Annotated in this window: 26 protein-coding genes; 9 read left to right on the top strand and 17 right to left on the bottom strand. The window is 56.8% G+C overall.

Going from position 1 to position 24,162, the window contains the following annotated elements; translation table 11 throughout:
* On the top strand, positions 1-215 hold a 215-nt coding region (locus OK142_RS22505; protein ID WP_498685281.1), incomplete at its 5' end, for a hypothetical protein.
* A 320-nt stretch (positions 216-535) separates the two neighbouring features.
* Here OK142_RS22505 and OK142_RS22510 read toward each other — a convergent pair.
* From OK142_RS22510 to OK142_RS22535, 6 genes are all read right to left on the bottom strand, one after another.
* Positions 536-1,228 (bottom strand): hypothetical protein, encoded by a 693-nt coding sequence (locus OK142_RS22510; protein ID WP_498685282.1) that lies wholly within the window; start codon positions 1,226-1,228, stop codon positions 536-538.
* 59 nt (positions 1,229-1,287) lie between these two features.
* Entirely contained in the window at positions 1,288-1,659 is a 372-nt protein-coding gene (locus tag OK142_RS22515; protein ID WP_498685284.1) for a hypothetical protein, read from the bottom strand.
* Between the two features lie 200 nt (positions 1,660-1,859).
* The gene (locus OK142_RS22520) at positions 1,860-2,519 is read right to left on the bottom strand and encodes a DUF3313 domain-containing protein (protein WP_498685286.1); all 660 of its coding nucleotides are present in this window, start codon (positions 2,517-2,519) and stop codon (positions 1,860-1,862) included.
* A gap of 114 nt (positions 2,520-2,633) precedes the next feature.
* Positions 2,634-4,001: an ATP-binding protein gene (locus OK142_RS22525; protein WP_498685288.1), complete on the bottom strand. Its 1,368-nt coding sequence runs from the start codon at positions 3,999-4,001 to the stop codon at positions 2,634-2,636.
* Positions 3,998-4,765: a response regulator gene (locus tag OK142_RS22530; RefSeq protein ID WP_498685290.1), complete on the bottom strand. Its 768-nt coding sequence runs from the start codon at positions 4,763-4,765 to the stop codon at positions 3,998-4,000. Before OK142_RS22530 ends, OK142_RS22525 begins: the two co-directional genes overlap by 4 nt.
* A gap of 644 nt (positions 4,766-5,409) precedes the next feature.
* Complete coding sequence (locus OK142_RS22535) at positions 5,410-5,976, bottom strand: hypothetical protein (protein ID WP_498685292.1); 567 nt, start codon at positions 5,974-5,976, stop codon at positions 5,410-5,412.
* A gap of 124 nt (positions 5,977-6,100) precedes the next feature.
* Here OK142_RS22535 and OK142_RS22540 point away from each other — a divergent pair, with 124 nt between their 5' ends.
* The 5 genes from OK142_RS22540 to OK142_RS22560 all read left to right on the top strand — a co-directional run bounded on the left by OK142_RS22540 (position 6,101) and on the right by OK142_RS22560 (position 11,941).
* The gene (locus tag OK142_RS22540; protein ID WP_498685294.1) at positions 6,101-6,445 is read left to right on the top strand and encodes a hypothetical protein; all 345 of its coding nucleotides are present in this window, start codon (positions 6,101-6,103) and stop codon (positions 6,443-6,445) included.
* A gap of 67 nt (positions 6,446-6,512) precedes the next feature.
* Positions 6,513-6,896, top strand: a complete 384-nt coding sequence (locus OK142_RS22545) for a hypothetical protein (protein WP_498685295.1) — start codon at positions 6,513-6,515, stop codon at positions 6,894-6,896.
* A 150-nt stretch (positions 6,897-7,046) separates the two neighbouring features.
* A complete protein-coding gene (locus OK142_RS22550) occupies positions 7,047-8,216 on the top strand; it encodes an efflux RND transporter periplasmic adaptor subunit (RefSeq protein WP_498685297.1) in 1,170 nt (389 codons plus the stop codon).
* A 6-nt stretch (positions 8,217-8,222) separates the two neighbouring features.
* Positions 8,223-11,372 carry a multidrug efflux RND transporter permease subunit gene (locus OK142_RS22555; RefSeq protein ID WP_498685298.1) on the top strand — a complete coding sequence of 1,050 codons (3,150 nt, stop codon included), beginning with the start codon at positions 8,223-8,225 and terminating at the stop codon, positions 11,370-11,372.
* 143 nt (positions 11,373-11,515) lie between these two features.
* Positions 11,516-11,941 carry a helix-turn-helix domain-containing protein gene (locus OK142_RS22560; protein ID WP_498685299.1) on the top strand — a complete coding sequence of 142 codons (426 nt, stop codon included), beginning with the start codon at positions 11,516-11,518 and terminating at the stop codon, positions 11,939-11,941.
* Between the two features lie 78 nt (positions 11,942-12,019).
* Here OK142_RS22560 and OK142_RS22565 read toward each other — a convergent pair whose 3' ends face one another.
* The 4 genes from OK142_RS22565 to OK142_RS22580 form a co-directional block, all read right to left on the bottom strand.
* Entirely contained in the window at positions 12,020-12,628 is a 609-nt protein-coding gene (locus OK142_RS22565) for an FMN-dependent NADH-azoreductase (RefSeq protein WP_498685300.1), read from the bottom strand.
* A 140-nt stretch (positions 12,629-12,768) separates the two neighbouring features.
* Positions 12,769-13,677, bottom strand: a complete 909-nt coding sequence (locus OK142_RS22570; protein ID WP_498685302.1) for a VOC family protein — start codon at positions 13,675-13,677, stop codon at positions 12,769-12,771.
* Between the two features lie 39 nt (positions 13,678-13,716).
* Positions 13,717-14,160: a DoxX family protein gene (locus OK142_RS22575; protein WP_498685305.1), complete on the bottom strand. Its 444-nt coding sequence runs from the start codon at positions 14,158-14,160 to the stop codon at positions 13,717-13,719.
* Between the two features lie 168 nt (positions 14,161-14,328).
* Positions 14,329-15,231, bottom strand: coding sequence for a LysR family transcriptional regulator (locus OK142_RS22580; RefSeq protein ID WP_498685307.1), 903 nt, complete (start codon positions 15,229-15,231; stop codon positions 14,329-14,331).
* On the opposite strand from OK142_RS22580, the gene OK142_RS22585 reads away from it, so the two are divergent.
* Positions 15,230-15,481, top strand: coding sequence for a hypothetical protein (locus tag OK142_RS22585; RefSeq protein ID WP_498685309.1), 252 nt, complete (start codon positions 15,230-15,232; stop codon positions 15,479-15,481). The genes OK142_RS22580 and OK142_RS22585 overlap by 2 nt on opposite strands.
* Before the next feature lie 127 nt (positions 15,482-15,608).
* Here OK142_RS22585 and OK142_RS22590 read toward each other — a convergent pair whose 3' ends face one another.
* The 7 genes from OK142_RS22590 to OK142_RS22620 all read right to left on the bottom strand — a co-directional run bounded on the left by OK142_RS22590 (position 15,609) and on the right by OK142_RS22620 (position 22,184).
* The gene (locus OK142_RS22590; protein ID WP_498685310.1) at positions 15,609-16,388 is read right to left on the bottom strand and encodes an SDR family NAD(P)-dependent oxidoreductase; all 780 of its coding nucleotides are present in this window, start codon (positions 16,386-16,388) and stop codon (positions 15,609-15,611) included.
* Positions 16,388-17,167 carry an L-iditol 2-dehydrogenase gene (locus OK142_RS22595; RefSeq protein WP_498685446.1) on the bottom strand — a complete coding sequence of 260 codons (780 nt, stop codon included), beginning with the start codon at positions 17,165-17,167 and terminating at the stop codon, positions 16,388-16,390. The genes OK142_RS22590 and OK142_RS22595 overlap by 1 nt, the downstream gene beginning before the upstream one ends.
* A gap of 52 nt (positions 17,168-17,219) precedes the next feature.
* Positions 17,220-17,891: a hypothetical protein gene (locus OK142_RS22600; RefSeq protein WP_498685312.1), complete on the bottom strand. Its 672-nt coding sequence runs from the start codon at positions 17,889-17,891 to the stop codon at positions 17,220-17,222.
* Positions 17,892-18,030: 139 nt separating this feature from the next.
* Positions 18,031-18,921, bottom strand: coding sequence for an AraC family transcriptional regulator (locus tag OK142_RS22605; RefSeq protein ID WP_498685313.1), 891 nt, complete (start codon positions 18,919-18,921; stop codon positions 18,031-18,033).
* A 187-nt stretch (positions 18,922-19,108) separates the two neighbouring features.
* Positions 19,109-20,203, bottom strand: a complete 1,095-nt coding sequence (locus OK142_RS22610; protein WP_498685314.1) for a nitrilase-related carbon-nitrogen hydrolase — start codon at positions 20,201-20,203, stop codon at positions 19,109-19,111.
* A 251-nt stretch (positions 20,204-20,454) separates the two neighbouring features.
* Complete coding sequence (locus tag OK142_RS22615) at positions 20,455-21,150, bottom strand: alpha/beta hydrolase (protein WP_498685315.1); 696 nt, start codon at positions 21,148-21,150, stop codon at positions 20,455-20,457.
* A 62-nt stretch (positions 21,151-21,212) separates the two neighbouring features.
* Positions 21,213-22,184 (bottom strand): carbon-nitrogen hydrolase family protein, encoded by a 972-nt coding sequence (locus tag OK142_RS22620; RefSeq protein WP_498685317.1) that lies wholly within the window; start codon positions 22,182-22,184, stop codon positions 21,213-21,215.
* A gap of 177 nt (positions 22,185-22,361) precedes the next feature.
* Here OK142_RS22620 and OK142_RS22625 point away from each other — a divergent pair, with 177 nt between their 5' ends.
* Positions 22,362-23,273 (top strand): AraC-like ligand-binding domain-containing protein, encoded by a 912-nt coding sequence (locus OK142_RS22625; RefSeq protein ID WP_498685319.1) that lies wholly within the window; start codon positions 22,362-22,364, stop codon positions 23,271-23,273.
* Between the two features lie 495 nt (positions 23,274-23,768).
* Positions 23,769-24,146 (top strand): hypothetical protein, encoded by a 378-nt coding sequence (locus OK142_RS22630; protein ID WP_498685320.1) that lies wholly within the window; start codon positions 23,769-23,771, stop codon positions 24,144-24,146.
* Positions 24,147-24,162 lie beyond the last annotated feature (16 nt).

The following is a 24,162-nucleotide window of genomic DNA, read 5'->3' on the forward strand; positions in this document are numbered from 1 at the left end:
CAGACGCCGGATCAGGCTTACTTCAACGCGCTGGCACCAATGATGGTGGCAGCATAATCGAGGCGGAAATCCACTTAACAAAAAGCCCGAAACTGTTCAGACAAACCGAGCCACCTCTAACCAGCACCCCGAAGCGCTGGGCAGACAATGCATCTGGTCGCAGATTTCAGACAAGGGATGCATCCGTTCAGATCATCGCATGCAACACTCTCTGAAATTCCAACCAGTTAGCGAGGTGCGGAAATCCCTGAGCACAATTGCGCGGTATCTTCCTGTACTATCTGCGAGAAACGAAAAAGCCCACGCCAGCCGCACCCAAAAGCAAGCAAAAACTCAAAACGGACCGTATCGAACTGCGGGTTTCGCCGACTGCCAAGCACCTTATCCTGCGTGCGCTGGCCGGGTCCGGCCTGACCGCGGGTGACCTCGCTTTTTAGGGCGCGTCGTGTGCTCGATGAACACGAGCCGCCCTTCTTGAGTGGCGAGGATAGACAGGCATTTCTCGACGCAATGTTCAATCCGCCGGCTTGGCTCTTCAATCCAATCCGGCAGCTCTATTCAAAACATCCCTCCCCACTTTCAGCGCCGTAAACGGTGCAGCGGCGGTCTCGTTGAAAACGGAGCGAACGCCCTCAAGGGCACCGGCTGGATCCATTCCCCGCTCCTCGGCGGATGGAATAAATGGAGCGTCTTCCGTGCGCAGCATCTTTGGCGAAGAGCCGGTGACCAGTGGATCGCGGCTTTCACATCGAGGGCTACACTCGTCAAACCGGGCAACATTTGCGGGTCTGTTTTCTTTTGCATCTCCAGCCCGACCTTTTACGGATGGGACACTTTCCTTAAGAACTGGACGATTGATGGGAACCGGAACAACAAGGGGATCGGGCAAATCGACGTCCACTTCGTTCCCCGAGGCCGGAGCGGCAGTCACGAGATTCTGGAGTTTGGCTGGCTCACCATCCAGTTTGCCAACCGCCGCCGGCGCACCGGCTATTGACTCCACGGAGGGAACGTTGTGAGAAAACTGGTCAGCAACGAAAAAGACACAACCTAATCCGAGCACGATGGCGCTGGTTCCGATTACGAGCGCTCGCTTCGGAAAGGTTCGAGGTTCAAAATCAGCAAGGTCGATGTCGTGACGATGTTGCCAGACCCTCTCTGCGCGGATGATACCACCATCCGAAGCGTCCAAAGCGCGCAACAAGTCCCCATTATATTGATTTAACATAGTTTTCCCCTTGGAAGACGTGCATGCACTCGAAGCTCAGGCCGTATGTATCGGCAGCCTCAACGCCTGTCGTGCACCACCCCCATGATCTCCCCCGAGCGGGAAACACTTACCAAGAGATCATCGCCACCGCGGGATGCCTGGACCAGATACCGCTCTCCGACGTCATCAACGTTTCGAACCCTGTAGCCACGATCCTCAAGCAGATTGATGACATCGTTGGGTCCATAATTGTCGCGAGAACCTCCCCATCTGTTCTGCGAATCGTGATGGCGGTTCCACGCATGAAGGAACCTTCCCTCGGTTTGTGCTTCTCCGGAGTACGGTGCCGGATCCTGATCGTTGTAAATGACCACTTGAGCAGAGGCGGGAGGGACAACACCTACGGCAACAATGGCGGCCACAGCCAGAACGACGATTTTGCATTTCATTGGCTTCTCCTTTGATTGCCTGAGCGGGGAGGCTGTCCGGGGCGTGAACGATCGCAGCCCATCTCGGATCACCTAGCACCTATCTCCATACGGAATCCGACATGGGCTCCCGATGCGAACACCCCCTTATGCCCTGCTTCGCTGTTGCTGTGTGTCGTTTGATGTTGAGATATATTGCGCTAATACTCACCTGCATCGCCCTATTGCATCTGGGCTAGAAGCGCATCCGCGCCCTTGTCTATTGCGACCTTGGAAGCCTTCAAAGCCCCGAAGCTGGCGCCGATATTCATCGCATTCGGATATTGCTTGGTGACGTATGCCGATAGAAGACGATTGCTCGGTGCATCATAAATTTCTACCGCGTAGGCCACCGAACCGGTCATGGAGCCTTCCTTGTCGCGTGCGGCCTGCACTGCATTATAGACGCCTCCGCCCACATCAATGCGTGAGAACGGCCCCAGGACCGGGGTTGTCGTCTTTGCGCCGGTCAGCGTCAGATGCACCCGCACGGTGCCTGGTGCGGGGGCAGTGACCACCGAAAAACGGGTTCTGAGTTTTTGCGTAAACTGAGATTGCATGTAGTTTGCCAGAACCGCCTTATCCAACTCGCTGATCTGGACGAACTGGCTGTCTGGACCATGGTAAACGGCGACCGGGTCAACAATAACCTTATCATATTGTTTCCAGTCAACGTTGCTATGGTAGCGATAGGGAATGCGCCCGCTCTGATCGCCGGGATCCGGCCGCAGGTACTGTGCCGAGGCCAGACCTGAATAAACAGTCGGGTCGGCAGTGGTGCATCCAGCAAGGGATAGACCGGCGAGGAGAAGGGGAATGCTGATCTTGGAAATGGACTTCAATGTTCTTGCTCCAGCCGGTGATACCGCCGAGTGGCGAATGTGGCTGAAATGAACGATAGCTGACGGCGATATTATCGTGTTTTCGATAATGTTGGGAAATGTTCACGGGCGCAGCTAGAAACTGGGAGCGCCGCCCTGGTTTGCGGCAAGTTCCGTGGAGTTTACAGGCGGCAACCGCATTTCCACAACAAGCCCGCTCGGTTCGCGGTCAAGCAACCGGAACTCGCCTTTGTGTCCTGTTGTCACGATACCCTGGGCAATGGTTAGCCCGAGCCCAAAGCCTCCACCCTTGCCGCCGGATTGTCGTGCCTCATCGCCTTTGAAAAAGGGCTCGATGACTTTCAACTTAAGATCATTTGGCAGGCCAGGCCCATCGTCGGATACCGTGATCGTTACACCACCGTTATCGTCACGCACCAGCTCGATTTCGATTTGCCCGGCATATCTGGAGGCATTGTCGACGAGATTGGAAATCGCACGGGTCAAACCTTGAGGCATGCAGATATATGTGAGCCTGCGTGGACCGGAAAAATGAACATTGATCCCGGTGTCAGCAAAGTCACTCGTTATCGTTTGGAGGAGGCTGGAGAGATCCACATTGCGGAAAGGTTCGAACTTATTATCGAGGAACACGAGGCTCGCGTCGATCAGCGACGACAGTGCGCTAACATCGGCCAGCATCAGTTCCTTCAGTTCCGGCTCGTTGGAACGATCGATACGCATTCGTAGTCGCGTCAGAGGTGTCCTCAGATCGTGACTGATGGCGCGAAGGACCCTTGTCCGATCACGCAACATCGTCTGTATCCGGCTTTGCATGATATTAAGCGATGTGGCCAGGCTCCGGATCTCCGAGGCCCCTTCCGCTTTGAACGGCTCCCCGGAGTGATCGTCCATACTCACCCTTTGTGCCGCCGCCGCAAATCGGACCAACGGATCAGTGATCAGCCAACTACCGACATAGGCGAGCAATATGAGCGGAATGACAATCTTCAGAAAACCGCTTGCCACTGCCGGCGCTAACCAGACGCTGCTCGGAAACTGCGGCATCTCAAAGGACAATGCACGATTGTCATCGACCTTGACGACCAAGTGAGCGGGCTTGCTCTGTAGACTCATCGCGTTTCTGAGCGAGGTCAAGATTCCATCATTGATCAGCTCTTTCACCCGCAGAACGACTTCGTTCGTCGGTGTTTCCGACTGGTAGGACATTGACGCCTCGGACAAAGGAGCTCGCCGCGCCGACACGCCAAGGCGCTCGGAAAACCGGAGAGCCTCATTCTCCTGCTCGACGGTACGACTGCGGCTGAACTGCTCAAGCACCATTTCCATCCGGCCGGAATACAGCCCGATCTCGATCCCCTTGTCATGTCTGCCATAAATAAATGGTTCCGACACGGCTGCGACTGCTGACACCAGAACGACCAGCAGGAGTGCAAGGAAGAAGAGTTGCTGGCGAATAGAAGCCGTTCTGAGCCCCTTCACGGTAGAGGCTCGACTTTGGATGCGAACAGATATCCACCGAGACGAACGGTCTTGATGAAGGTCGGATCCTTCAGGTTTGGTTCAATTTTCTGCCTTACGCGGCTGATATGTGCATCAATGCTGCGCTCAACAGGTCCAGCCGATCCTGCATGCGTCATAGCCAGTAGCTGCTCACGCGTCAGAACTTTGTTTGGGTGACAGCAGAACGCCCATAGGAGATCGAATTCCGCTGTCGTCATGGAGACCTGGGCACCGTCGGCGTCAAACAGCTGACGGCTTCGTGGGTCGATCCTCCATCCCGAGAAGGTCACAGGAAAAAGTTCCGGCTCTGGTTCGCTGTGAACGGCGCTTCTGCGAAGGATATTCTTGATACGCGCCATCAGCTCGCGGGAGTTGAAGGGCTTTGTCACATAATCATCCGCCCCAAGTTCCAGGCCGAGGATGCGGTCGATATCCTCTCGCAATGCCGTCAACATGAGGATGGGGGTTTTGCCCGACGAACGCAGCCGCCTGCAAATACTGAAACCATCCTCTCCCGGCAACATCCCGTCCAACAGGATCAAATCGAACTCACGGCGAGCGAGCATCCTGTCCATTTCTATCCCATTTGCCACCGCCGATGCGTGGAAACCATAGGCGTTAACGAGGTCGACCAGCATGCCCGCAATATCGCCATCGTCCTCAACGATCAGAATACGGGCTTGCGCAGGTACGGCCAGGTCGTTTGTCGCGGTGTTCCTCGGCTGCGGGTGGAGCGTTGCCATGTCGATCTACCATCTCACTGGACTATAGTTGGGTAAGCGGCGGGCTTGGGAGCTGCCATTCAAGCACAGGTGATTGTAGCCTTATCTGATCTCACGCAAAACTTTATTCAAAAATGTTGCAAAATGTTGCAGAGCCCTTCGAGCTGCAGTTTATCCCACGTCAGACGGTGACAGACCGCGCGGCCAAGGGCATCTTCTTTTAATGTTCGATGAGCCTGCTATGGTCTATGAACGGGTCAGAGCGGAACTCGGCGTCAACAATCACTGTTGCAATGTAACAGGCACGAACGACAAGCAGAGAAAAAAACGCGAGCGACGTGCTCAGGACGAGATAATGCCTGAGCTGCGATCGCTTGGGCAGACTTGCTATGAATGCGGTTGCGACATGCCGCACAAATCGCGCTAGTGCGACAAGTAGAAACACTGCCAGAATGACATAGCCGCTCAGCGATGCGGCGTTAATCAGCCAGAAAAACAAAAGACATCCTCCTAAGAAGAGCCGTTCCTGTTTAGGGACTGCTATTTGAAAGAGATTGCCGGGCCGAAGACCATTGCGTTGCCTCTCCGACTTTGTATCCGACAGCTGAGGAGCGCTCAGCGCTGGGAGAATGGGCGCGACTGGCACGGGCGACTCCTGCAAGCCTTCAGGACCGTGCATCTCCCAATCCTTCGCTATGGCGAGGCAGGCCCAATAGTCTTTTGGCTCTGGTCCACCATCGCCAGAGCGCATGGCTTGTTGTGTCAGGCGGTTTTACTGCCTCAACGGGTAAGTGGTCACCTTTTGTGGAGGCGGCTTGAACAAGAAAATCGATCCTTTCCATAAATGCCCTTCCGTCAAAACGTCTTGACGTCAACGGCCGACGTTCACCCGACGGTACCGAATGAAAGAAAATCTCAAGATTGACCACGGGTATGGAACGGATTGTGCGTAGAATGTCGATCTCCGGCCGCGTGGTGATGGCAACGGAGTAGCCGTCCGAACGAAGAGCGTCGAAGGCCTCCGGCACCGTCGATACTGCATCGGAGGCATAGCCCCGCTCGGCGAGTTTGGTAACGATCACATCGGCGGCCGGCCGAGAAAGGAAGACAAGAATTTTCTTTGCGGGAGTCGTTTCAGCGGACACGAGACTTTCCTCATAACGTCGATGAGAAAGTCTAAAACTGCCCGGTGCAGCGGTGTGTTTGGTTTTATGCGTTTTTGTTGCAGCCAACCGACCGCGCTCCAATGCGCTGCTGTTAGGCGTGTCGCCAACGGCCTCGCAACAAAACACAACAAAACCAAATAATACTCCACACGGGTTGGATCTATTATGATTGCAACCCAGGAGGTTATCGATGTTCAACCTGATTGCCTTCTCGGCGCTGAGACGAATTTGCATTTATCTGCCGGACACGCACACCGTCAAATTGCTGGAACGTGCCGTAGTCGCGGAGGGTCTTTCCTCGGAAAGCACAACAAGCTTGGCCGAATTCGAGGACATGATCCGGCATCGTCACTATACCGCGATCGTCACAGTATCGTCTTGCATACCGGAAATCCGAAAATTGTCGGAGCTTCCCATCATCGACATTCAGTCTCTCCTGGACGACTGGCGACAGAAGAGCACAACGCTCAAACCATCTGCATTCGAGGCGATGACCTTCCTTCAAGGAAGCTGTTTCATCGCCGTACGACGATAGGCCGTGGCGCGAGTTCTTGCACCCTCAACCACCTTGGAATGACCGCTCCACTCACGCAGGAGGCACGATGATTCTTCACACTGTGCAATCGGCACGACGACATATTATTGTTTGCCTCGAGAACCAGCGAGGACTGGTTCTGGTCAACGAAATTCTAACCGCAGCCGGATTCGCGGTGGTCACCACAGGGGATCTGCGTGAGCTGGTAGCTGAACTCGCGATCCGCGACCATTATGCCGTCGTCACCGCGGGTGAATGGGTTGCGGCGATCGGTCAATTGACCACGCTGCCAATCATCAATCTGCAGGAATATGTCCGCCGGGGTTCCGGAGAGGATCAGCAACTCAGGTTCGACAGGGCTGCCTTTCTTGTTCAGATATCCTCTTGCCTGGATCGGCATGATGCAACTGCCCAACCGGCAATTCGATGCCAGGCGAGTGGCAACGAATAGTCTCGAATTCATGCCCTACAGCCCCACGCATGGAGCGATGAAGCAGCGCCCGCCGGGCGAGAGTCACACCTCTTTGCCGTGAGTTTGCCTGACAAAATACTCGGAACGTCATTTCCTGGCTCCGAGCTTGAAACCAGTAAGGAACGCTTGATGTCCCGCCGTTTGAGACCCGTTACATCTCTTCTTATTGCCAGCGTGTGTATGGTGCTAACAAGCTGCTCGGATGAGCCGAAAAAACAGGCAGCCGCGCCGCCGGCCAAGGTTTCCGTCGTCGACGTCAAGGCAGAGAAACTACCTGTGGTGACGGAGCTTCCGGGGCGGGTGGCGCCCATGGTCACCGCCGACGTTCGCCCCCGTGTAACCGGAATGGTGCTGAAGCGGGTGTTCCAGCAGGGCACGTCGGTCCGTGAGGGGGATGTCCTCTACATTATCGATCCGGAACCGTTCAAGGCGAAGGTTGCATCGGCGCAGGCCGCACTCGACTCCGCTATCGCCGGGCAAAAACTGGCGCAACAGAAGGCCGATCGCCAGATACAGCTCTCCCAGAACGGTGTCGCAAGTCTCGAGAACAGAGATACTGCCGTCGCCGAACTGGCGCAGAGCAACGCTGATGTCGAACGTGCCCGCGCTGATCTGAGAACAGGCCAGCTCGAACTGCAATATACGGAGATTCGCGCGCCAATCAGCGGCAGCATTGGCCGGGCGCTGGTGACCGAAGGCTCGCTGGTCAGTCCGACATCGGACGTCATGGCCACGATCCAGCAGATCGATCCTGTATACGCCGATTTTACCCAGCCCGCCGACAATATGATCAGGCTGAAAAATGCCGTCGCCGAGGGTAAGCTGGAGGCCGATGCCTCCGGCAGCGCGCTCCTCAAGCTGGTCTCTGCCGAAGGACGACCCTATCCGCACGACGGGAAACTCCTGTTTTCGGAAGCGACGGCGAACGCGGCTACCGGCCAGGTGATCCTTCGGGGCGAGTTCCCCAACCCGGAAACGAACCTGCTTCCCGGCATGTATGTGCGCGGGCGGATCGAGCAGGCCGCCCTTGACGGCGCCCTTGCGGTACCCGAGCAAGCTATCCAGCGCGATACCGCCGGGATTGCCCAGGTCTACATCGTTGGAGCGGATAACAAGGTCGAGATCCGCCCGGTCTCGCTCGGCTGGATTCTCGACGGCAGGTGGGTCGTTCTTCAAGGTATCAGCGCTGGCGATCGTGTCATTGTCGAAGGTTTCCAGCGGATAGCGCCGGGTGCGCAGGTGCAGCCTGAACCCTGGAGCAATCCTGCCCTTGCCCCTCAAACTGCAAACGGGGGCTGATCTCCTATGGCTGCTTTTTTCATCGACCGCCCGGTCTTTGCCTGGGTTCTCGCCATCGCCATCATGCTGGCCGGCGCTATCTCCGTCACAATGCTGCCGATCTCGCAATATCCGAACGTTGCGCCACCGCAGATCAGGATCGCCGCCACCTATCCCGGCGCCTCTCCGGAAGACACCTATGAAGGCGTCACCCGTCTTATCGAGGACGAGCTCAACGGCATACCGGGCTTGCTCTATTACGAGTCGACTTCGGATGCCTCCGGGACAATCACCATCAATGTGACGTTCGAGGCCGGAACCAACGTCGACACGGCGGCAGTCGAAGTCCAGAACCGCGTTCGCCGCGTCGAGGCGAGGCTACCTGCGTCCATCGTGCAGCAGGGCATCAGCGTCGATGCAGCAAGCTCCGGTACACTCCTGCTTGTTGCCCTGACCTCGAAGTCCGGGGCGACCGACGGCATCGCGCTCGGCGACTATATGAGCCGCAACATCGCCAGCGAGCTGCGTCGTATTCCCGGTGTCGGCAATGTCCAGCAATTCGGCAGCGAGCGCGCGATGCGTGTCTGGGTCGATCCCGACAAGTTGCTCGGGTTCAACCTGTCACCGAACGATGTGACGACGGCGATCAGAGCACAGAATGCGCAGGTTGCCGCCGGCCGAATCGGCGCCGCTCCGGTTGGCGCCGAGCGCCGGACCACGGGTTCGCTGCTTATCAAGGGCCAGCTCACCTCCCCTGACGAATTTGGAATGATCGTCCTTCGCGCTCAGCCGGACGGTTCTACGGTCCGATTGCGCGACGTTGCCCGCATCGAGGTGGGCGCCGAGAGCTATAACACCTCGGTCAGAATCAACGGCAAGCCGGCCTCCGGCGCGTCGATCGAACTCGCCCCGGGCGGCAACGCGCTCTCGGCGGCGACCGCCATCCGCGAGCGGATGGATGAGTTAGCGCCGTCATTCCCCCAGGACATCGAATACTCCATTCCTTACGATACGACGCCATTTGTCTCGATCTCCATCGAGAAGGTCTTGTATACTCTGCTTGAGGCCGTCGTTCTCGTATTCGCGGTGATGTTTCTTTTCCTGCAGAACGTCCGCTACACCATCATCCCGACGATCGTCGTCCCGATCGCGCTTCTTGGCGCCTGCGCCGTCATGCTGGTTCTCGGCTTTTCCATCAATGTGCTGACCATGTTCGGCATGGTCCTGGCGATCGGTATTCTCGTCGATGACGCGATCGTCGTGGTGGAAAACGTCGAGCGCATCATGATGGAGGAAGGTCTTTCTCCCAAGGACGCGACAAAGAAAGCCATGACGCAAATCACCGGTGCGGTTATTGGCATTACGCTGGTGCTGACATCGGTCTTCATCCCCATGGCGTTTTTCCCCGGTGCGGTCGGCGTCATCTACAAGCAATTCGCGCTAACCATGGTCGCGTCGATCCTGTTCTCGGCGTTTCTGGCACTGTCACTCACACCCGCCCTTTGCGCCACGTTCCTCAAACCCGTCGAGAAAGGTCATGGGCACGCGAAAAAAGGCTTCTTCGGCTGGTTCAACCGCAAATTCGATGCATCGTCCCGCGGCTACAGCAACTGGGTTGGAAGCCTGCTGCGCAAGAGCGGGCGGGTGATGCTCGTCTATCTCGTCGTGGTGGGCGCCACGGCATATATGTTCCTGCGGCTTCCGACCGACTTCCTGCCGGTGGAGGATCAAGGCACGTTGCTCGCACAGGTCCAGGCGCCAGCGGACGCTACAGCAGCACGCACGGCCGAATCTGTCGCGACGATGGAGAAGATCGTCATGGATGACGAGGCTGTCACCCGCGTCGTTGCCATCAATGGCTTCAGCTTTGCAGGCGCCGGCGAAAATGCGGCCCTTGTCTTCATGACGCTCAAGGACTGGAGCGAACGCACCGCCGAACAGGCCGCCCCTGCCCTTGCGCAGAAGTTCAACGGTGCGTTCCAATCCATCAAGGACGCGATGGCGTTTGCAACCTCGCCACCGGCCATTTCAGGCCTCGGGACCACCAACGGCTTCGCCTTTCGTCTCCAGGACCGTGGTCAAAGAGGGACCGCCGCGCTCACCGCGGCTCGCGATCAATTTCTCTCTGAAGCACGCAAGAGCCCTGTTCTTTCAGGCGTGCGCGAAGAAGGTCTGGCGGATGCTCCTCAGATGGTGCTGACCATAGATCGGGAGAAGGCCAACGCCTTTGGTGTTACCTTTGCCGAAATAAACCAGACGATCAGCACCAATATCGGTTCCTCTTATGCCAATGACTTCCCCAACTCAGGACGCATGCAAAGGGTGACAGTGCAGGCCGAGCCCGACAAGCGTGGTGATATCTTCGACATCATGACCATGAATGTGCGCAACACCGATGGTGGCATGGTCCCGATTTCGGCATTCGCCACCTATAGCTGGTCAAAGGGTGCCACCCAGCTGGTAGGCTACAATGGTTTCCCGGCAATCCGTCTCAGCGGCCAGGCTGCGGAAGGCTATTCCTCCGGTGACGCGATTGCGGAAGTGGAGCGCATCGCCGGATTGCTGCCGGCAGGATTCGGATATGAATGGAGCGGTCAATCTCTGCAGGAAATCCAGTCCGGATCACAGGTTCCGATGTTGCTGGGCCTGTCCTGCCTGCTGGTGTTCCTGTGCCTTGCCGCACTCTACGAAAGCTGGGCCATCCCACTTTCGGTGATGCTCGTCATTCCGCTCGGGATCATCGGCTCTCTTGCCGCGGTCATGCTGCGTGACATGCCAAATGACGTCTACTTCAAGGTCGGCTTGATCACGATCATCGGATTGTCCGCCAAGAATGCCATCCTGATCATCGAGTTCGCGAAAGATCTGAGGGCCGAAGGCAAGTCGCTCTTCGACGCCGCGGTGGAGGCAGCTCATCTCCGCTTCCGCCCGATCCTCATGACCTCGCTTGCCTTTACGCTCGGCGTCGTTCCGTTGGTGATCGCAAGCGGCGCCGGCTCAGGAAGCCAGACGGCAATCGGGACCGGCGTCATGGGTGGCATGATCTCGGCCACGGTCCTCGCGATCTTCTTTGTGCCGGTGTTCTTCGTATTCGTGCTCGGCCTCACGCAGAGAGGCAAAACTGCGCAGGCGATTTCCAGCGAGAATGCTGCGCCCTCCGCAAGGACTGGACCGTAATGGCTGGACGGCAGTTCGGTTCGTACTGCCGTTCTCCAAGCCTCTGCAAAGGGGAACGGCCAACGCTGAACGCTTCGCCTATCGTTCGGACCATTTTAGCTCGGAAATCAATTTGACATCACCTACTTCATTATCGGGACCGCGTGATGAAAAGCAAAGCCATACCAAACCCTGTTGACGTTCATGTCGGAAGCAAAATCCGTTCGCGCCGCAGAGCGCTTGGCATCAGCCTGGAAACTCTGGGCCAACAGCTCGGAATTACCTTCCAGCAGATCCAGAAGTATGAACGAGGTGCCAACAGGGTGAGCGCAAGCCGGCTGCAGAATATTGCCTCCGCCCTTGGTGTCCCTGTGCGGTATTTTTTCGAGGATATGCCCAGTGAGCAAATGACCTCAGAGGCAACCCAAACCACCGCATTCGACCTTCCCGAATTCGTTCAGTTCGTATCTTCGGTGGAAGGGCAGCAGTTGAACCGTGCTTTCGTGAAAATTGCGGACCCGAAAGTCCGAAAACGTATCGTCGCCCTGATTAAGACGGTTAGTGCGGGAGAGATAACGAGGCGGCGGTAGAGCCACAGAGGATGAGATCGACGGAATAATAAAGCTGGCCGGAGGTCGCATCGCGACGACCTCCGGCCGATAGCGAGGTCAGGCAAAGGCTGCGATCTGCCCCTTCGCCTTGATGATCTCTGCCGCTTTGGCATCATCGCCCATCGCGAGGCCTTCAGCCCGCACAATCGTGACATCGGTCAGTCCGATGAAGCCGAGGACGCCAAGCAGGTAGGATTCGTGATGCTCCAGCGGAGCCGCAGGGCTACCTTCGCCATAGGCTCCGCCGCGGGTGGACGCCAGAAAGACCTTCTTGCCGGGGGGAAGCAAGCCTTCAGGACCGTTGGCGCCGTACTGGAACGTCTTTCCGGCAACAACGACGCGGTCGATCCAGGATTTGAGTTGGGTCGAGATCGTAAAATTGTACATTGGCGCACCGATCACGATGATGTCGGCGGCAAACAACTCCTCGATATAGGCTCCGCCTTTGCCCAGGTCGGCTCCAAGATCGGCGTCCTCAACAGGCCCGCCCTGAAACACGGCCATATGGGCGCTCGAGAGGTGCAACGGCGATTGCGCGTCGAGATCATGATAGGTGACTTCGGCACCGGGGTTCAAAACGACGAGACGCTCTACGATGGCAGCCGACAGGTCACGGCTGGCCGAGTAGGCGCCCAAAATGCTGGAATCGAGGTGGAGGATGTTCATGGGTTTTATCCTTTCGGGAGGGTGAAACAGGGAGAGAAGTCTGCGGCGGGCCGTTTCGAGGAGGGTCCACATGGATCAGACCTCGCCAGGCGAGCGCGCCAGCGGCAGAAGGGGCGAAATCGCCACCGGGAAGATCAGTTTCATCGCGTCACCGGAGGCGCAGCGACGGAGGTCAGGCGGAACCGGACATTCCAGGGATCGAAGATGACCAGGCGCCCCTCCTCGTCCTGCGGCGGTCTGCCGGCATCCGTCAGGTGCGAGATGACCAATGCCAGCGTTTCGGAATCGCGCAGGAGGAGCTCCACCTCGGCAAGCCCCGTCGTACCCTCACGGCGTATGCCGGCTCCGGCGCTCTGCCAGATGTTGCCCGCAAGCTGGTGATGATAACCACCGGTACTGTAGAAGCTGACGGTCGGTGCTGCGGCGTTGATCTTGAAGCCAAGAAGCTTCCCATAGAAGGCATCAGCAGAATCGACATCGCCGACTTGCAGATGAACATGGCCAACCGTGGAGCCCGCCGGCATGCCATTCCAGACGGATGTCGTCGATCGTGACAATTCGCCCAGATCGAGGGGACCTGCACCCATCTGGATGACTTGCTGGATCCGTGTCCATGTCGAGCTTGGCCGGTCGGCGTAGATCTCAACGCCGTTGCCTTCAGGATCTGTCAGATAGATGGCTTCACTGACAAGATGATCCGATGCCCCGGTCAAGCGGATCCGCAACCGGAGCACATGACGCGTCCAGGCACCGAGATCGTCGCGCGAGGGAAGCAGGAATGCGATGTGGTAGAGCCCGGCGCTGCGCGGTGAATTGGGCAACGCGTCGGGATCCTGTCGCAGCGAGATGAGGATGCGACCATCGACACCGAGGTGGAGCGTGGCTCTCTCCTGAACGATCGACTCCAAGCCCACGACCTCGCGATAGAAGCGGGTCATGCGATCCAGATCCCGGACCACGAGGGTGACGCCACCTATGCTGATTGGCGCACATGCAGCAATATCGTCGCGTATTGCCTCGGCCATTTGCGAGTTCTCTGTCGAAATCATGGAACGCTCCTGAGATGTGATAACGGCGGTCGGTGGCCCTCAGCTCCGAGACGCGATCGGCGCTTTCTTCGAACGTCCCCAGTAGATGAAGATCACAAGGCCAAGCAGCAGTGCATTCAACGGAAGAACCGCGAACTCTCCGCGATAGCTGTGAAAGCCGGCGGCAAGAATCTGAAGCACAATGCAGCACAGGGCGGCGATCACGGTCAGACGCGGCAGGATGCGCGTCAGGGACGGCAAGATCAGACCGAAGCCGCCCGCGAGATCGATGAGGCCGATCGCTCGCACGAAGACCGGTGACAGTTCACCGGTCCAGGGCATCATGGCCGAGAGTTCGGGAATGGGCGTGGTCAGCTTCATCACACCGGACATGCAGAACAGTCCGGCCGCAACGATCTGGGCCAGCCAGATACCGATGCGTAGCGGCTTGCCCGCAGGGGAAAGGACCGGTTGTGAATGATCTTTCATTTGAAGGGTCGACATTGTGGTCTCCGCGGGTGAGGAACGGTGTCGGAAGACTACAAAGAGATACCAAACAAAAAAATCGGCATAGTATTGATGATGACCATCGGATAATTCGATGGAGATGAACCCTTCAGTCTGTTTCTCAAAGCCTGACCTGCCGCGTCTGACCTACAGGTGAGACGCCGATTAAGCTGGCCCCGAAGCGCCCTCACCTAACGCTGCAAGCAGTTCGGCACCGGCGGGACCCGGCGGGCGTTGTCGATAATGGGCGGCGACAATGTCGAAGCGAGGCAAATGATCGCTCCCGTCCCAGCGCTCGACCTGCAGCAAGACCAGTCGTCCCGCTGCAATATCCGCAGATACCAGTGGCTCGGGCATGCTGCCCCACCCCAGCCCCTCACGCAGGAGAGTGTGCTTGGTCGTCAGGTCGGTGACCCGCCAACTGTCGAGCGCCGCAACCCCGTATTCTGGGGACATCGAGTGTTGGCGCGGATCCGTCAATACGATCTGCAATTCCTCGCGAAGCATGTCACTTGTGACCGGTCTCGACGTCTGAGCAAGCGGATGATCGGGAGTTGCAACGGCAACAAGATCGACGGTCGAATGATGTGTTCTATCAAGGACATTTGGCAATTCGAGATCAACAAGCAACGCAATATCCAGCGTTCCTTCGATCAGCATCTCGGACAGTCCAAAGGATTCCCGGACAATCCGCAGCGCGACTGTGGGAAACCGCGCACGGAATGTCTTCAAATATGGAGCAAGCTGGGCAACGGGCAGCAGTTCAGAAAGTCCAAGGCGCACCTCAGCCTCCAACCCACGAACCATGGCCTTGGCTTGGCCGCGAAACTCGTTGACGTCCGCCAATATCCGCCGCGCTCTCGGTAAAAGCGCCTTGCCGGATGCGGTCAACGTTGGACGATAATCGTTTCGATCAAACAGCGGCGTGCCAATCTGGTCCTCCAGCTTTTGTATCGAATAGGTGATCGCAGACTGTGCACGATTGAGCCTACGAGCAGCACCGGAGAAACTGCCGGCGTCGACGGCCGTCGTGAAAACCAGCAATTGATCGATCGTCAGCGAATCCATGCCTATCAAATTAGCTGAACGTGTTCTTCAAAACAAACTCGATATCTTCAATGGTTTTACCGTGGCAGTTTTCATCGCCGGCATGAATTGTTCTTCATCGCCTTCGGGCAGAGATACCGCCATCAAAAAAGGAATGACTATGATCCGCTTCGCGTTGCTATTTGTCGCCTCGCTGTCCCTTGCCGGATGCCACACCACCGATCTCGGCCGCTCTATCGGCTGGCAAGAACCACCTGCGTCAAACATGTAGTTTTCGAAGTGAGTGTATGGCTTCAAAAGCCATACACTTGATCTGCATCAGACATTTGGTATGTCTCTCTGGCTGCCACAGATACGAACGGGACGCGCACCAAGTCGAAATCCCGCTCAGGGAGTATTCAAACAGTTTTTAGCATCCCGCCATCAACATGATAGGCGGAACCAACACTGTAAGACGCGCGAGGCGAGCAGAGGAAGACGCAGAAATCCGCAAGCTCCTCAATCGACCCGAAGCGGCGGATATCCGCATTGTCATCCGCAACCTTCTGCAGATAATCCTCCCAGCCATCTCCTGCCAATTCCCGGGCTGTTTTTTCCCAGTCCGGTGTGCGGATCAATCCGGGATTGACGGTGTTAACGCGGATATTGCGTTTGATCATCTCCACCGACAGGCATTTACCGAACATCAGCAAAGCCGCCTTCGTGACGTTATAGATCGGTTCATACCAGAGCGGCTGCACCGCGCAGATAGATGCGTTCATCAGCATAACGCCGCCGCCCTTGGCTTCCATCTGGTCGGCCAGACCCCGGCTGAGGCGCACCGCCGCCATGACGTGGAGATCCCAGTAGGAATACCACTTCTCGTCAGGCGCTTCAGCCACGGTTTCGTTGGATCCCGTGCCGGCATTGGAGACGAAGATGTCCGCGCCGCCAAGTGCGGCCGCAGCCTCAATGATCGCCTGGCAACCATCGGCCGACGAGACGTCCGATGCAACGGCGTGAGCAATCACGCCAAACTCGCTGGCGATTGCTTCAGCCGCATTTTCGACCTCCGCCGCCGTGCGCGCGGTGATAACGACGTGGCAGCCTTCCCGAGCAAAGGCTCGCGCCAGCCCAAGGCCAATACCCTTCGAGCCGCCGGTAATGACCGCGACTTTGTCTTTGAGATAGAGATCCATCAGCTCATCCACTGTCCGCCGTCGACATTGTAGCATTGCGACACCACGTAGTCGGATTCATTCGAAGCGAGAAAGACCGCCATGCCGACAAGATCGTCGGCCGTGCCCATTCGACCGTAGGGAACGGCTTCCCCGACCTCTTTTTTCTTCTGTCCTGGTGCCTTGCCTTCGTACTTGGCAAAGAAAGCATCGACGCCGTCCCAGTGCTCGCCGTCGACGACACCGGGAGCAATCGCATTCACGTTGATGCCATGCTCGATCAGATTGAGACCGGCAGATTGAGTCAAACTGATCACAGCAGCCTTTGTCGCACAATAGACGGCGACCAGCGGCTCGCCACGGCGACCGGCCTGAGAGGCCATGTTGATGATCTTGCCGCCTTTGCCCCGACTGATCATATGCTTTGCGACAGCCTGCATTGTGAACAGCGGCCCGTAGACATTGACATCGAACACGCGACGATAATCGGCCTCCGATATCTCCACCAACGGTGCGGCCGTAAACAACGCGGCGTTATTGATGAGAATATCGATGCGCCCGAGCGTTTCGACAACGCCGTTGACCGCAGCCTCAATGCTATCTTTCTGTGTGACATCGAGCTTGATCGCTATTGCTTCACGGCCGACGTCCCTCGCGGCCTCTTCGGCGCGTGCCATATCGATATCGCAGATGGCGACCCTGGCCCCTTGGGCGACATATGCCTTGGCAAAGGCCAAACCGATACCGCGGGCAGCCCCGGTGATCATCGCACATTTACCGGCTAGTCGTTGTGATGACATTTTTTCCTCCCTGTGTGTCATGATGAATTGCAAAGTCAGATGCGGTCAGCCGCTAGAACATTTTCGGGAAATGGGAGACCAGATGCTCTCGAAAGAAGCGGTCGCGCTCACCGGCGAAAACTATGTTTCGTCCCCCGGCTTCGCTGCCCGCCGCTACAATCTGCACCTGCGCCGGGACGCCGATGTTCTCCAACGAACGGCATGCTCTTGCGCAATCCAGTAACTGCGGATCGTCCGGCATCAGAAAGAAGGCAACGACTGGCCATTCGAACGGAATGCAGCCAAATGCCGATGATGTGACCGACCGATTGGCCGGATCGCCTACGCGTCGTGCCGCGCATTCGAACAATATTGCGAATGATGGATCATATCCCATGACAGCGATCGCAGCGGGTAATGCACCACCTGTGATCCCATCAGCGATGATGCCTGCTGCGACATCAGTACCTGCATCCGCCTCAAGGATCAGGCCCAGGCAGATTGAGTTGAAATGTTCAGCAAGATCCGTCCAGCGTTGTGAAGGGGTACCGTCTGGATCCGAGCTGGGGAGATCAATGACTATCAGCTGGGATTGCCGTCGCAACACCACATCGAATCCCGCGGTATCATGACACCCGAAGACATTCGTTGGAAAGATGGTGGCGCTCTTAAGGTGACCGGCGATTTCAGAGGTCTGTGCGCGCCCGTAGAGAGCGTTGCTATCGACCGCTACATTGTAAACCATCTCACATCCTCCCTCATTTCCTAGTGGAAAGATAAGGAAATGGGGAAAATCAACTAGCGTTCAACATGCGCAAAACCGATGAAATTTTATCAGATTTTGCGCTCATAATCCCTGATTTTGAGAATATAGGGACAATAAGTTACCTTCTCTGCTTTTCTAATTGACGATAGTTTCGTGGCGGCATTCCGCGCAAAAGCCGGAACGTTCTATTAAAATTCGACAAGTTGTCATATCCGACCCGGTCGCAGACTTGGGTCACCGGCAGGTCGGTATGTGCGAGAAGTTCACATGCTTTCGCCATCCGAAGCTCGCTCAGATACCGGATGAAGGTATTGCCGGTGTGCTTCTTGAAGAAGCGGGAAAACGAGCTTTCGGTCATACCCGCAAGTGCGGCGCAGTCCGCCAGGCGGATGTCGTTGTTGACGTTCGCATTGATATGCTGAAGGACCCCACTGACTATTCGATTGGCAACGGCATTGGCACTCGGAGAAAACCCCTCCGACGACAGGAGCACGCGCTCACTACTTGACGAGAGCATGTGCAGGAGTTCCAAAAACTTGGCAAACCGCTTAACTCCGGTGGCCCCTCCAATCTCTCTGACGAGTTCGCCACCCTTGTGCCGAGTTTCCCCTTGAAACATGATCCCTCTGCGAGCATCTCGTAAAAGCACTGAGAGCCTGGCCAGCTCAGGAATGAAAGCCTCGGCCTTGGCAAGCCGATCTTCGTCAAACTGAATGACTGTATCGCGACCCTTCACCACGTCGCCCCCATCCAACGGCGTCACCCAGTTGTGCGGCAGGTCACGGCCTACAAGAAACAGATCACTCTCGCGAAAACCGCCGATGTGATCGCCGATATGGCAGGTTCCCTCGCCACGACAGATCAGATGAATTTCACATTCTGGATGGGCGTTCCAGACACTCCACGACATGGGATAATCATCGTTGCGCCAAACGAAAAATTCGCTCGGATGCGGTATGATCGGCTCATAAACAGGAGTGCGTGGGTTTCCCGGTCGGTTGGAAGACATTGTTTCGCGGAGGTCCCGGTGTTGGTTGGTCAAAGTGCAACGCGTTCCCACCGGCCAAAGCGTTTGCCTGGCACAGCACTTTATCCGAAGTTAGACTACAGCGCGAGTAATCGCCGGGACTCTCGTCGCCGCTGGATGAAAGTTCAGTGACAGGGTCAATGCTACTGAGCAAGGTTGGACATCGTCTTCAGAACGTGTCTATCAGCACCAGGTTTCTGTTGCCATGCTCCTTGTCGGGAACACGCTGCCCAGGATAATTATCAAGGATGAACTGCAGAACTCCGAAGGAAAATTCGCCATCGGGATCCTCTGTCTTCAGCGAAAACGTTTTGGGATCGACGGTGGCAATTACGAGCCCTTCCTTATCTGGAGGCAAGATGTTTCCAATTTCGGCCCCGTTGCCTCCAAATATTCTGGCGTGCCCTCCTCCCTTGGGGACCCATCTGCTAGCAGGGATTTCTTGAAATTTCGAATATGCTTCATCGCCAACGACACCGCAGGGCACGATTGTGATGGCACCGGTTATTGTTGCATAATAGCGCGCTGCGGCAAGATTGACTGCAGGACCTGCCCAATTGAACCCGTCAGCTTCCGGTAATATGGGCCAAGCACCGATATGAATGTGTTCCATCTGTGACTGAAGGATATAAGTCATTTGCGGGTGCATATGCTCCCAGCAACTCAGCGAGCCGACGCGACCGATTTCCGTCTCGTAGACCTTCAGGCCAGATGCATCGCTATCGCTCCATACAGTTCTTTCGCTGCCAGATGGACGAAGCTTGCGACGGAGTTGTACTGGCTTGCCATCTGGCCCGATCAATGCCTGCCCCATATAGAGGTAATCGCCGTCCAATTCGCTATACCCAAGCGACACGAAAATTTTCTCGCGTGCGGCAGCCTCCAAAAGTAATTGCCATTCGTCGCTGCCTATCTGAAGCGAGTTGGCAACGTATTGCTTCAAATAGGCCTTCTTCCATTTCTCGGATTCATGACCGAACGGGTACCCGGGCAGCCATAGCTCCGGGAAGGCAACAAGTTTGGCTCCGGCACTCGCAGCTTCTCCAATCAAGCGGATCGTCTTGTCGATGCCGCCTTTGAGATCAAGGTAGACGGCTTCTGCCTGCACTGCGGCAACCTTGAACTCCTCCGTCAGGCGACTTCCCGGCAAAGCATGTCGGGATGCGGATTGCGCTGCGTCCGCGGCGTGCACATCCTGTGCTAGACGAGAAAGATAAAGGGCGGCAGCAGATGCCCCAAGTATTTGTCGTCTTGAAATATCCATCTGCTTTCTCCGTTCTGGGGAAGCGAACTCGGATTAAAGGCTTTGTGTCAACCAATCCGGAGCCATCGCATTGTTCGATTTCTAAGTTGCCCGGCTCGAAGGGACGGACGTCTTGTTGTTCACGCCGGTTGAACGGCACACGGACAACATCCGAGCGAAAATAATGGCCAGTCCTGACATACCCCGCACGACGACGGTGTAAGCAATTGGCTTCGACGTAGGGTCATGGTTCTCGCGAAAACTCGTTGCTCTTATTGAGCCAACTCAACCGCCGCCTCATCGATAAGGCCCGCGACCTCGACAGACTTCGACATAAGCGACGCGTGACTTGCCTTTAAGGTAATGACCTTCCGGGCATTCAGGCGCGCCGACATCGCCGCCTGATTTTCGGGCGCAATCATCCGGTCATCGCTGGATATTTGATACCAGGACGGCTTCTTCTTCCAGGCCGGGGCGGTGACGATGTCTCCAAAGGTACCGGCCAGCGGCGCCTTCTGGGTGGCCGTCATGACGAGGCCCTCTTCGGGCGTCATATCCTGGCAGAAGCTTTCATGGAGTTTATCGGCCTTGAGCCAGAGGTAGCCGTCGCTGTCGGGCTCGATATTGGCCATCGCCGCTGGGGGATGCTGCCGGGTGATGCCGCCCGGACTTTCGCCGGCGTCGGGCGCGAAGGCAGCGATATAGACGAGCCCCACCACATTTTGCTGATCCCCGACTTCCGTTATGACCGCACCGCCGTATGAATGGCCCACCAGCAAGACGGGGCCTTTCTGTTGGGTCACCATCTTGCGTGTACGCTCAGTATCCTCCGCCAGAGACGTCAATGGCAGCTCGACGGCGTGAATGGATTGATAGCCCTTGCGCGATAGATCGAGTATGACCTTCCCCCAATGCGCGGCCCCGCCCCAGAAGCCGTGCACCAGAATGATAGTTGGTTTGTCCGTCATGGTTTTCTCCTTTTGAGGCGTGAACGCCAGTGTCGTCTCCGAACCAGCTCCGACCGGCACCGTCATTCGATTTCAGCAAGATCCGGATCAAACGGCTGGACCCGCGGCTGCTCGCGCTTGTTGAACAGAAGACGCAGGACATCGGGACGGGAATAGTGGCCGGTGGGATCATAGGCCGCCTTGGCGACGCCAATGAAGCCGAGGTCAATGTCCGCATACATTATCCCCTCATCGGTTTCCGGGATAGCGTCTGCCAAAGGTGAGCCGTCCGGCCCGAAAATCATCGTGAAGCCACCACCTTCAAGCAGCAAGTTCTGTTTTGCCGGCGTGTCCACCAACATCTCAATCATCGGCTTTGAAACCAAGGCACAGGGCGCAAGCACATAGCACTGGCCCTCGAGCGCATAGACCTGGCTGGCGGCGAGGTTGGCCTCGGCGCTCAGTTGAAACGCTGCGCCGCGGTAGACGGAGAAGCTTGGCCAGCTTGCCACATGGATCTGCTCGTTTTGTGAGTACATTGCATATTTTGACAGCGGCTGAATGTGTTCGGCGCAGCACAGCGCCCCCAGCCGGCCCAGCTTTGTCGAATGCACAGCGATATGCGAGCCATCACCTTCGCCGAAGACCGTACGCTCGGCGTGGGTTGGTTTGAGCTTGCGGCGATTGGCGATGACCTCGCCGCTGTCGCTGAAAAGCGCCTGCGCAAGATAAAGACTGCCACCTGCCCGCTCCGTAAAGCCCATGACGACATGGATCGAATGTCTTGCCGCCGCAGCCCTCAGCCGTTCGTAGTGGACATCGCCGATCTCCATGGCATTGGCAAAATATTTGCCGACAAACTGCATTCCCCAGGCCGGTGAATCGAGCCAGATCCACCAGGGATAGCCCGGCAGCCAGACCTCCGGGAAAGCAATGAGCGACGCCCCCTCTGAAGCGGCCTGTTCAATGAGGCCGATCGCCTTCTCGATGCCCTTTTCGATATCGAGAAATTCCGGTGCGGCCTGCACAGCCGCAACTTTGTATTTGGTGAGCATGTCGGTTCCCTCTGTTCTAACTTAGGGAACAGTCGTGCCACAGTGTACGTCTTCGCACTTGGACAGGCTGGCCTCCATTATTGTCAGAAACGGCCATTCGACGTGCGCGGCACGATTCTTGCGTTATAATCTGGGAGAAAACGCCCAGGTTAAACGGGGTAATCGAAAGCAAGCCAAATGATGTCTGCGAAATCCGAAGCTCTTTCGCTTTGGAAAGAACAGTTGTGGTCAACCTATGTACGCCTCGAAAGCAAATCCGAGGCGGCCGGCTTTTATGGCTCGGTCCAGGAGTTTTTTCCGCACAGTCATAGCCTGAGCCTGGTGGATTCCACGGCTCAGCTTACAGAGAGAACGCTACGACACATTCGGACCGACCAGCAGGAGGTGGTATTGGTTGCCTTTCAGCTATCGGGGTGCGGACGTGTAACCCAGGATGAGCGAGAGGCGTGGACAGCCCCAGGCGAATTCGTCTTTTACGAAAGCATCCGCCCCTATTCCCTGGGGTTCGACGGGCCATTCAAGCAGTTGGTGCTGAGGATCGATCGAGAGCGGATGATCTCGACGATGCCATGCATCGGCAATCTGACAGCCAGGACGTTCGACGCAAGCCAGGGTGCTGGTGCCGTCGCGCTGGATTTCCTCCAGAGTCTTGCGGCGCGTGGAAGCCAGATCGACGAAGGCAGCCTTTCGCCGATGGAACGCACCGCCTTCGATCTTATTGCCACCGGCGTCCTGTCGTCGACCGGAGACCTTTCACCAAGGCGTGTCCTTTTTGAGCGGTTGCGTGATCGTCTCATCGAGAAAGTGCGGGATCCTTCGTTCAGTCAGGTCGATATGGCGGCCCTGGCCGGAATGTCCCCGCGGTCCCTCAGGCGGCTCTGCGCGGAAAACGGCATTTCACCCGGCGGCCTCATTCTGAGAACGAGATTGCAGGGCGTAAGAGACAGCTTTGCGCTCGATGTCAACAAGAAGCGGTCCGTCACGGAGATTGCCTTGAGCTGGGGGTTCAATGACATCAGCTATTTCAACAGGGCATTTAGGACGACCTATGGAACGACGCCAGGGCAGATGCGCCATTCACCTCAATGAAAGGCGATTGAAATTTGTTCAATAGGGATCGTCATTCTCGTCCTCTCGGGATTGTTCCAGTCCAGCTGGCGCCGGTGTCATGACGGCGACGTAACAAGCCTGCGCCAGTTTGACTTCGACGTCGACACACTAGGGCGGATACTGATCGTCACCAGCGGCATGTGATTGGTGGACCCAATCAAAAGTGATGTCGCCTACCTAAGAAAGCAGGGTAGACGGCAGGCTTAGCCAGTCCGGTCACCTTGCCGCTAAACGGCCACACTCGCGAAACTTTCGTAACAAAACAACATACACAGCAATATCGGCGCGGCTAGTTTTGTCTGGCGGGCTCGCTGGGTCTTTACCAACAGGCCGCCAGTTTGGCTGGCGGGATAAGTGGGAGAGGCAAATATCGGCATTGGCCCCAATGAAACATGATCTCGGATTTGCGTCTTCAAAAGGTGGCCACTCGTGGCCACCCAAGTTCACAGAAATCCGGCTCGATAGGAGATAAGAATGAAGAAGAACCTGCTTGTGCTGGCTTCGGCCGCATTGTTGTTGACAGGAATTTCTCCTGTGCTGGCCCAGGACGGATATCGCAGAGATAACCCGCCCGCCCGCTACCTGGACGACGAGGATACTGGTTATCGAGGGCAAGATCGGGATCGGCATGCTCGTGACCGGCAGGAAAGACGGCAGGAACGCCGCGAGCAATTCGGCCAGCGCGATGTCATCAGCTTGCTTGAGAGCCGCGGCTATCGCGTCCGTGAAGTGAGATCGGAACGCGGGCAGTATCTTGTGAGAGCCTCCCGCCGTGGTGAACGCCTCCTCGTAATTGTCTCCCGCCGGGGCGAGATCCTTGAGACACGCCGCATGACGACTGATCGCTTCTGACGTTGACCAACGAGGT

It is taken from the genome of Agrobacterium sp. BT-220-3 (assembly GCF_025910175.1).
Lineage (GTDB): Bacteria > Pseudomonadota > Alphaproteobacteria > Rhizobiales > Rhizobiaceae > Agrobacterium > Agrobacterium oryzihabitans.

Bases quoted from the DNA above. Each gene is read 5' to 3' on its own strand.
- OK142_RS22620 (WP_498685317.1), bottom strand. From the start codon at position 22,184: ATGCTCACCAAATACAAAGTTGCGGCTGTGCAGGCCGCACCGGAATTT.
- OK142_RS22540 (WP_498685294.1), top strand. From the start codon at position 6,101: ATGTTCAACCTGATTGCCTTCTCGGCGCTGAGACGAATTTGCATTTAT.
- OK142_RS22630 (WP_498685320.1), top strand. From the start codon at position 23,769: ATGAAGAAGAACCTGCTTGTGCTGGCTTCGGCCGCATTGTTGTTGACA.
- OK142_RS22515 (WP_498685284.1), bottom strand. From the start codon at position 1,659: ATGAAATGCAAAATCGTCGTTCTGGCTGTGGCCGCCATTGTTGCCGTA.
- OK142_RS22545 (WP_498685295.1), top strand. From the start codon at position 6,513: ATGATTCTTCACACTGTGCAATCGGCACGACGACATATTATTGTTTGC.
- OK142_RS22615 (WP_498685315.1), bottom strand. From the start codon at position 21,150: ATGACGGACAAACCAACTATCATTCTGGTGCACGGCTTCTGGGGCGGG.
- OK142_RS22580 (WP_498685307.1), bottom strand. From the start codon at position 15,231: ATGGATTCGCTGACGATCGATCAATTGCTGGTTTTCACGACGGCCGTC.
- OK142_RS22595 (WP_498685446.1), bottom strand. From the start codon at position 17,167: ATGTCATCACAACGACTAGCCGGTAAATGTGCGATGATCACCGGGGCT.
- OK142_RS22610 (WP_498685314.1), bottom strand. From the start codon at position 20,203: ATGGATATTTCAAGACGACAAATACTTGGGGCATCTGCTGCCGCCCTT.
- OK142_RS22530 (WP_498685290.1), bottom strand. From the start codon at position 4,765: ATGGCAACGCTCCACCCGCAGCCGAGGAACACCGCGACAAACGACCTG.
- OK142_RS22550 (WP_498685297.1), top strand. From the start codon at position 7,047: ATGTCCCGCCGTTTGAGACCCGTTACATCTCTTCTTATTGCCAGCGTG.
- OK142_RS22590 (WP_498685310.1), bottom strand. From the start codon at position 16,388: ATGGATCTCTATCTCAAAGACAAAGTCGCGGTCATTACCGGCGGCTCG.
- OK142_RS22600 (WP_498685312.1), bottom strand. From the start codon at position 17,891: ATGGTTTACAATGTAGCGGTCGATAGCAACGCTCTCTACGGGCGCGCA.
- OK142_RS22585 (WP_498685309.1), top strand. From the start codon at position 15,230: ATGCCTATCAAATTAGCTGAACGTGTTCTTCAAAACAAACTCGATATC.
- OK142_RS22555 (WP_498685298.1), top strand. From the start codon at position 8,223: ATGGCTGCTTTTTTCATCGACCGCCCGGTCTTTGCCTGGGTTCTCGCC.
- OK142_RS22625 (WP_498685319.1), top strand. From the start codon at position 22,362: ATGATGTCTGCGAAATCCGAAGCTCTTTCGCTTTGGAAAGAACAGTTG.
- OK142_RS22570 (WP_498685302.1), bottom strand. From the start codon at position 13,677: ATGATTTCGACAGAGAACTCGCAAATGGCCGAGGCAATACGCGACGAT.
- OK142_RS22510 (WP_498685282.1), bottom strand. From the start codon at position 1,228: ATGTTAAATCAATATAATGGGGACTTGTTGCGCGCTTTGGACGCTTCG.
- OK142_RS22575 (WP_498685305.1), bottom strand. From the start codon at position 14,160: ATGTCGACCCTTCAAATGAAAGATCATTCACAACCGGTCCTTTCCCCT.
- OK142_RS22565 (WP_498685300.1), bottom strand. From the start codon at position 12,628: ATGAACATCCTCCACCTCGATTCCAGCATTTTGGGCGCCTACTCGGCC.
- OK142_RS22605 (WP_498685313.1), bottom strand. From the start codon at position 18,921: ATGTCTTCCAACCGACCGGGAAACCCACGCACTCCTGTTTATGAGCCG.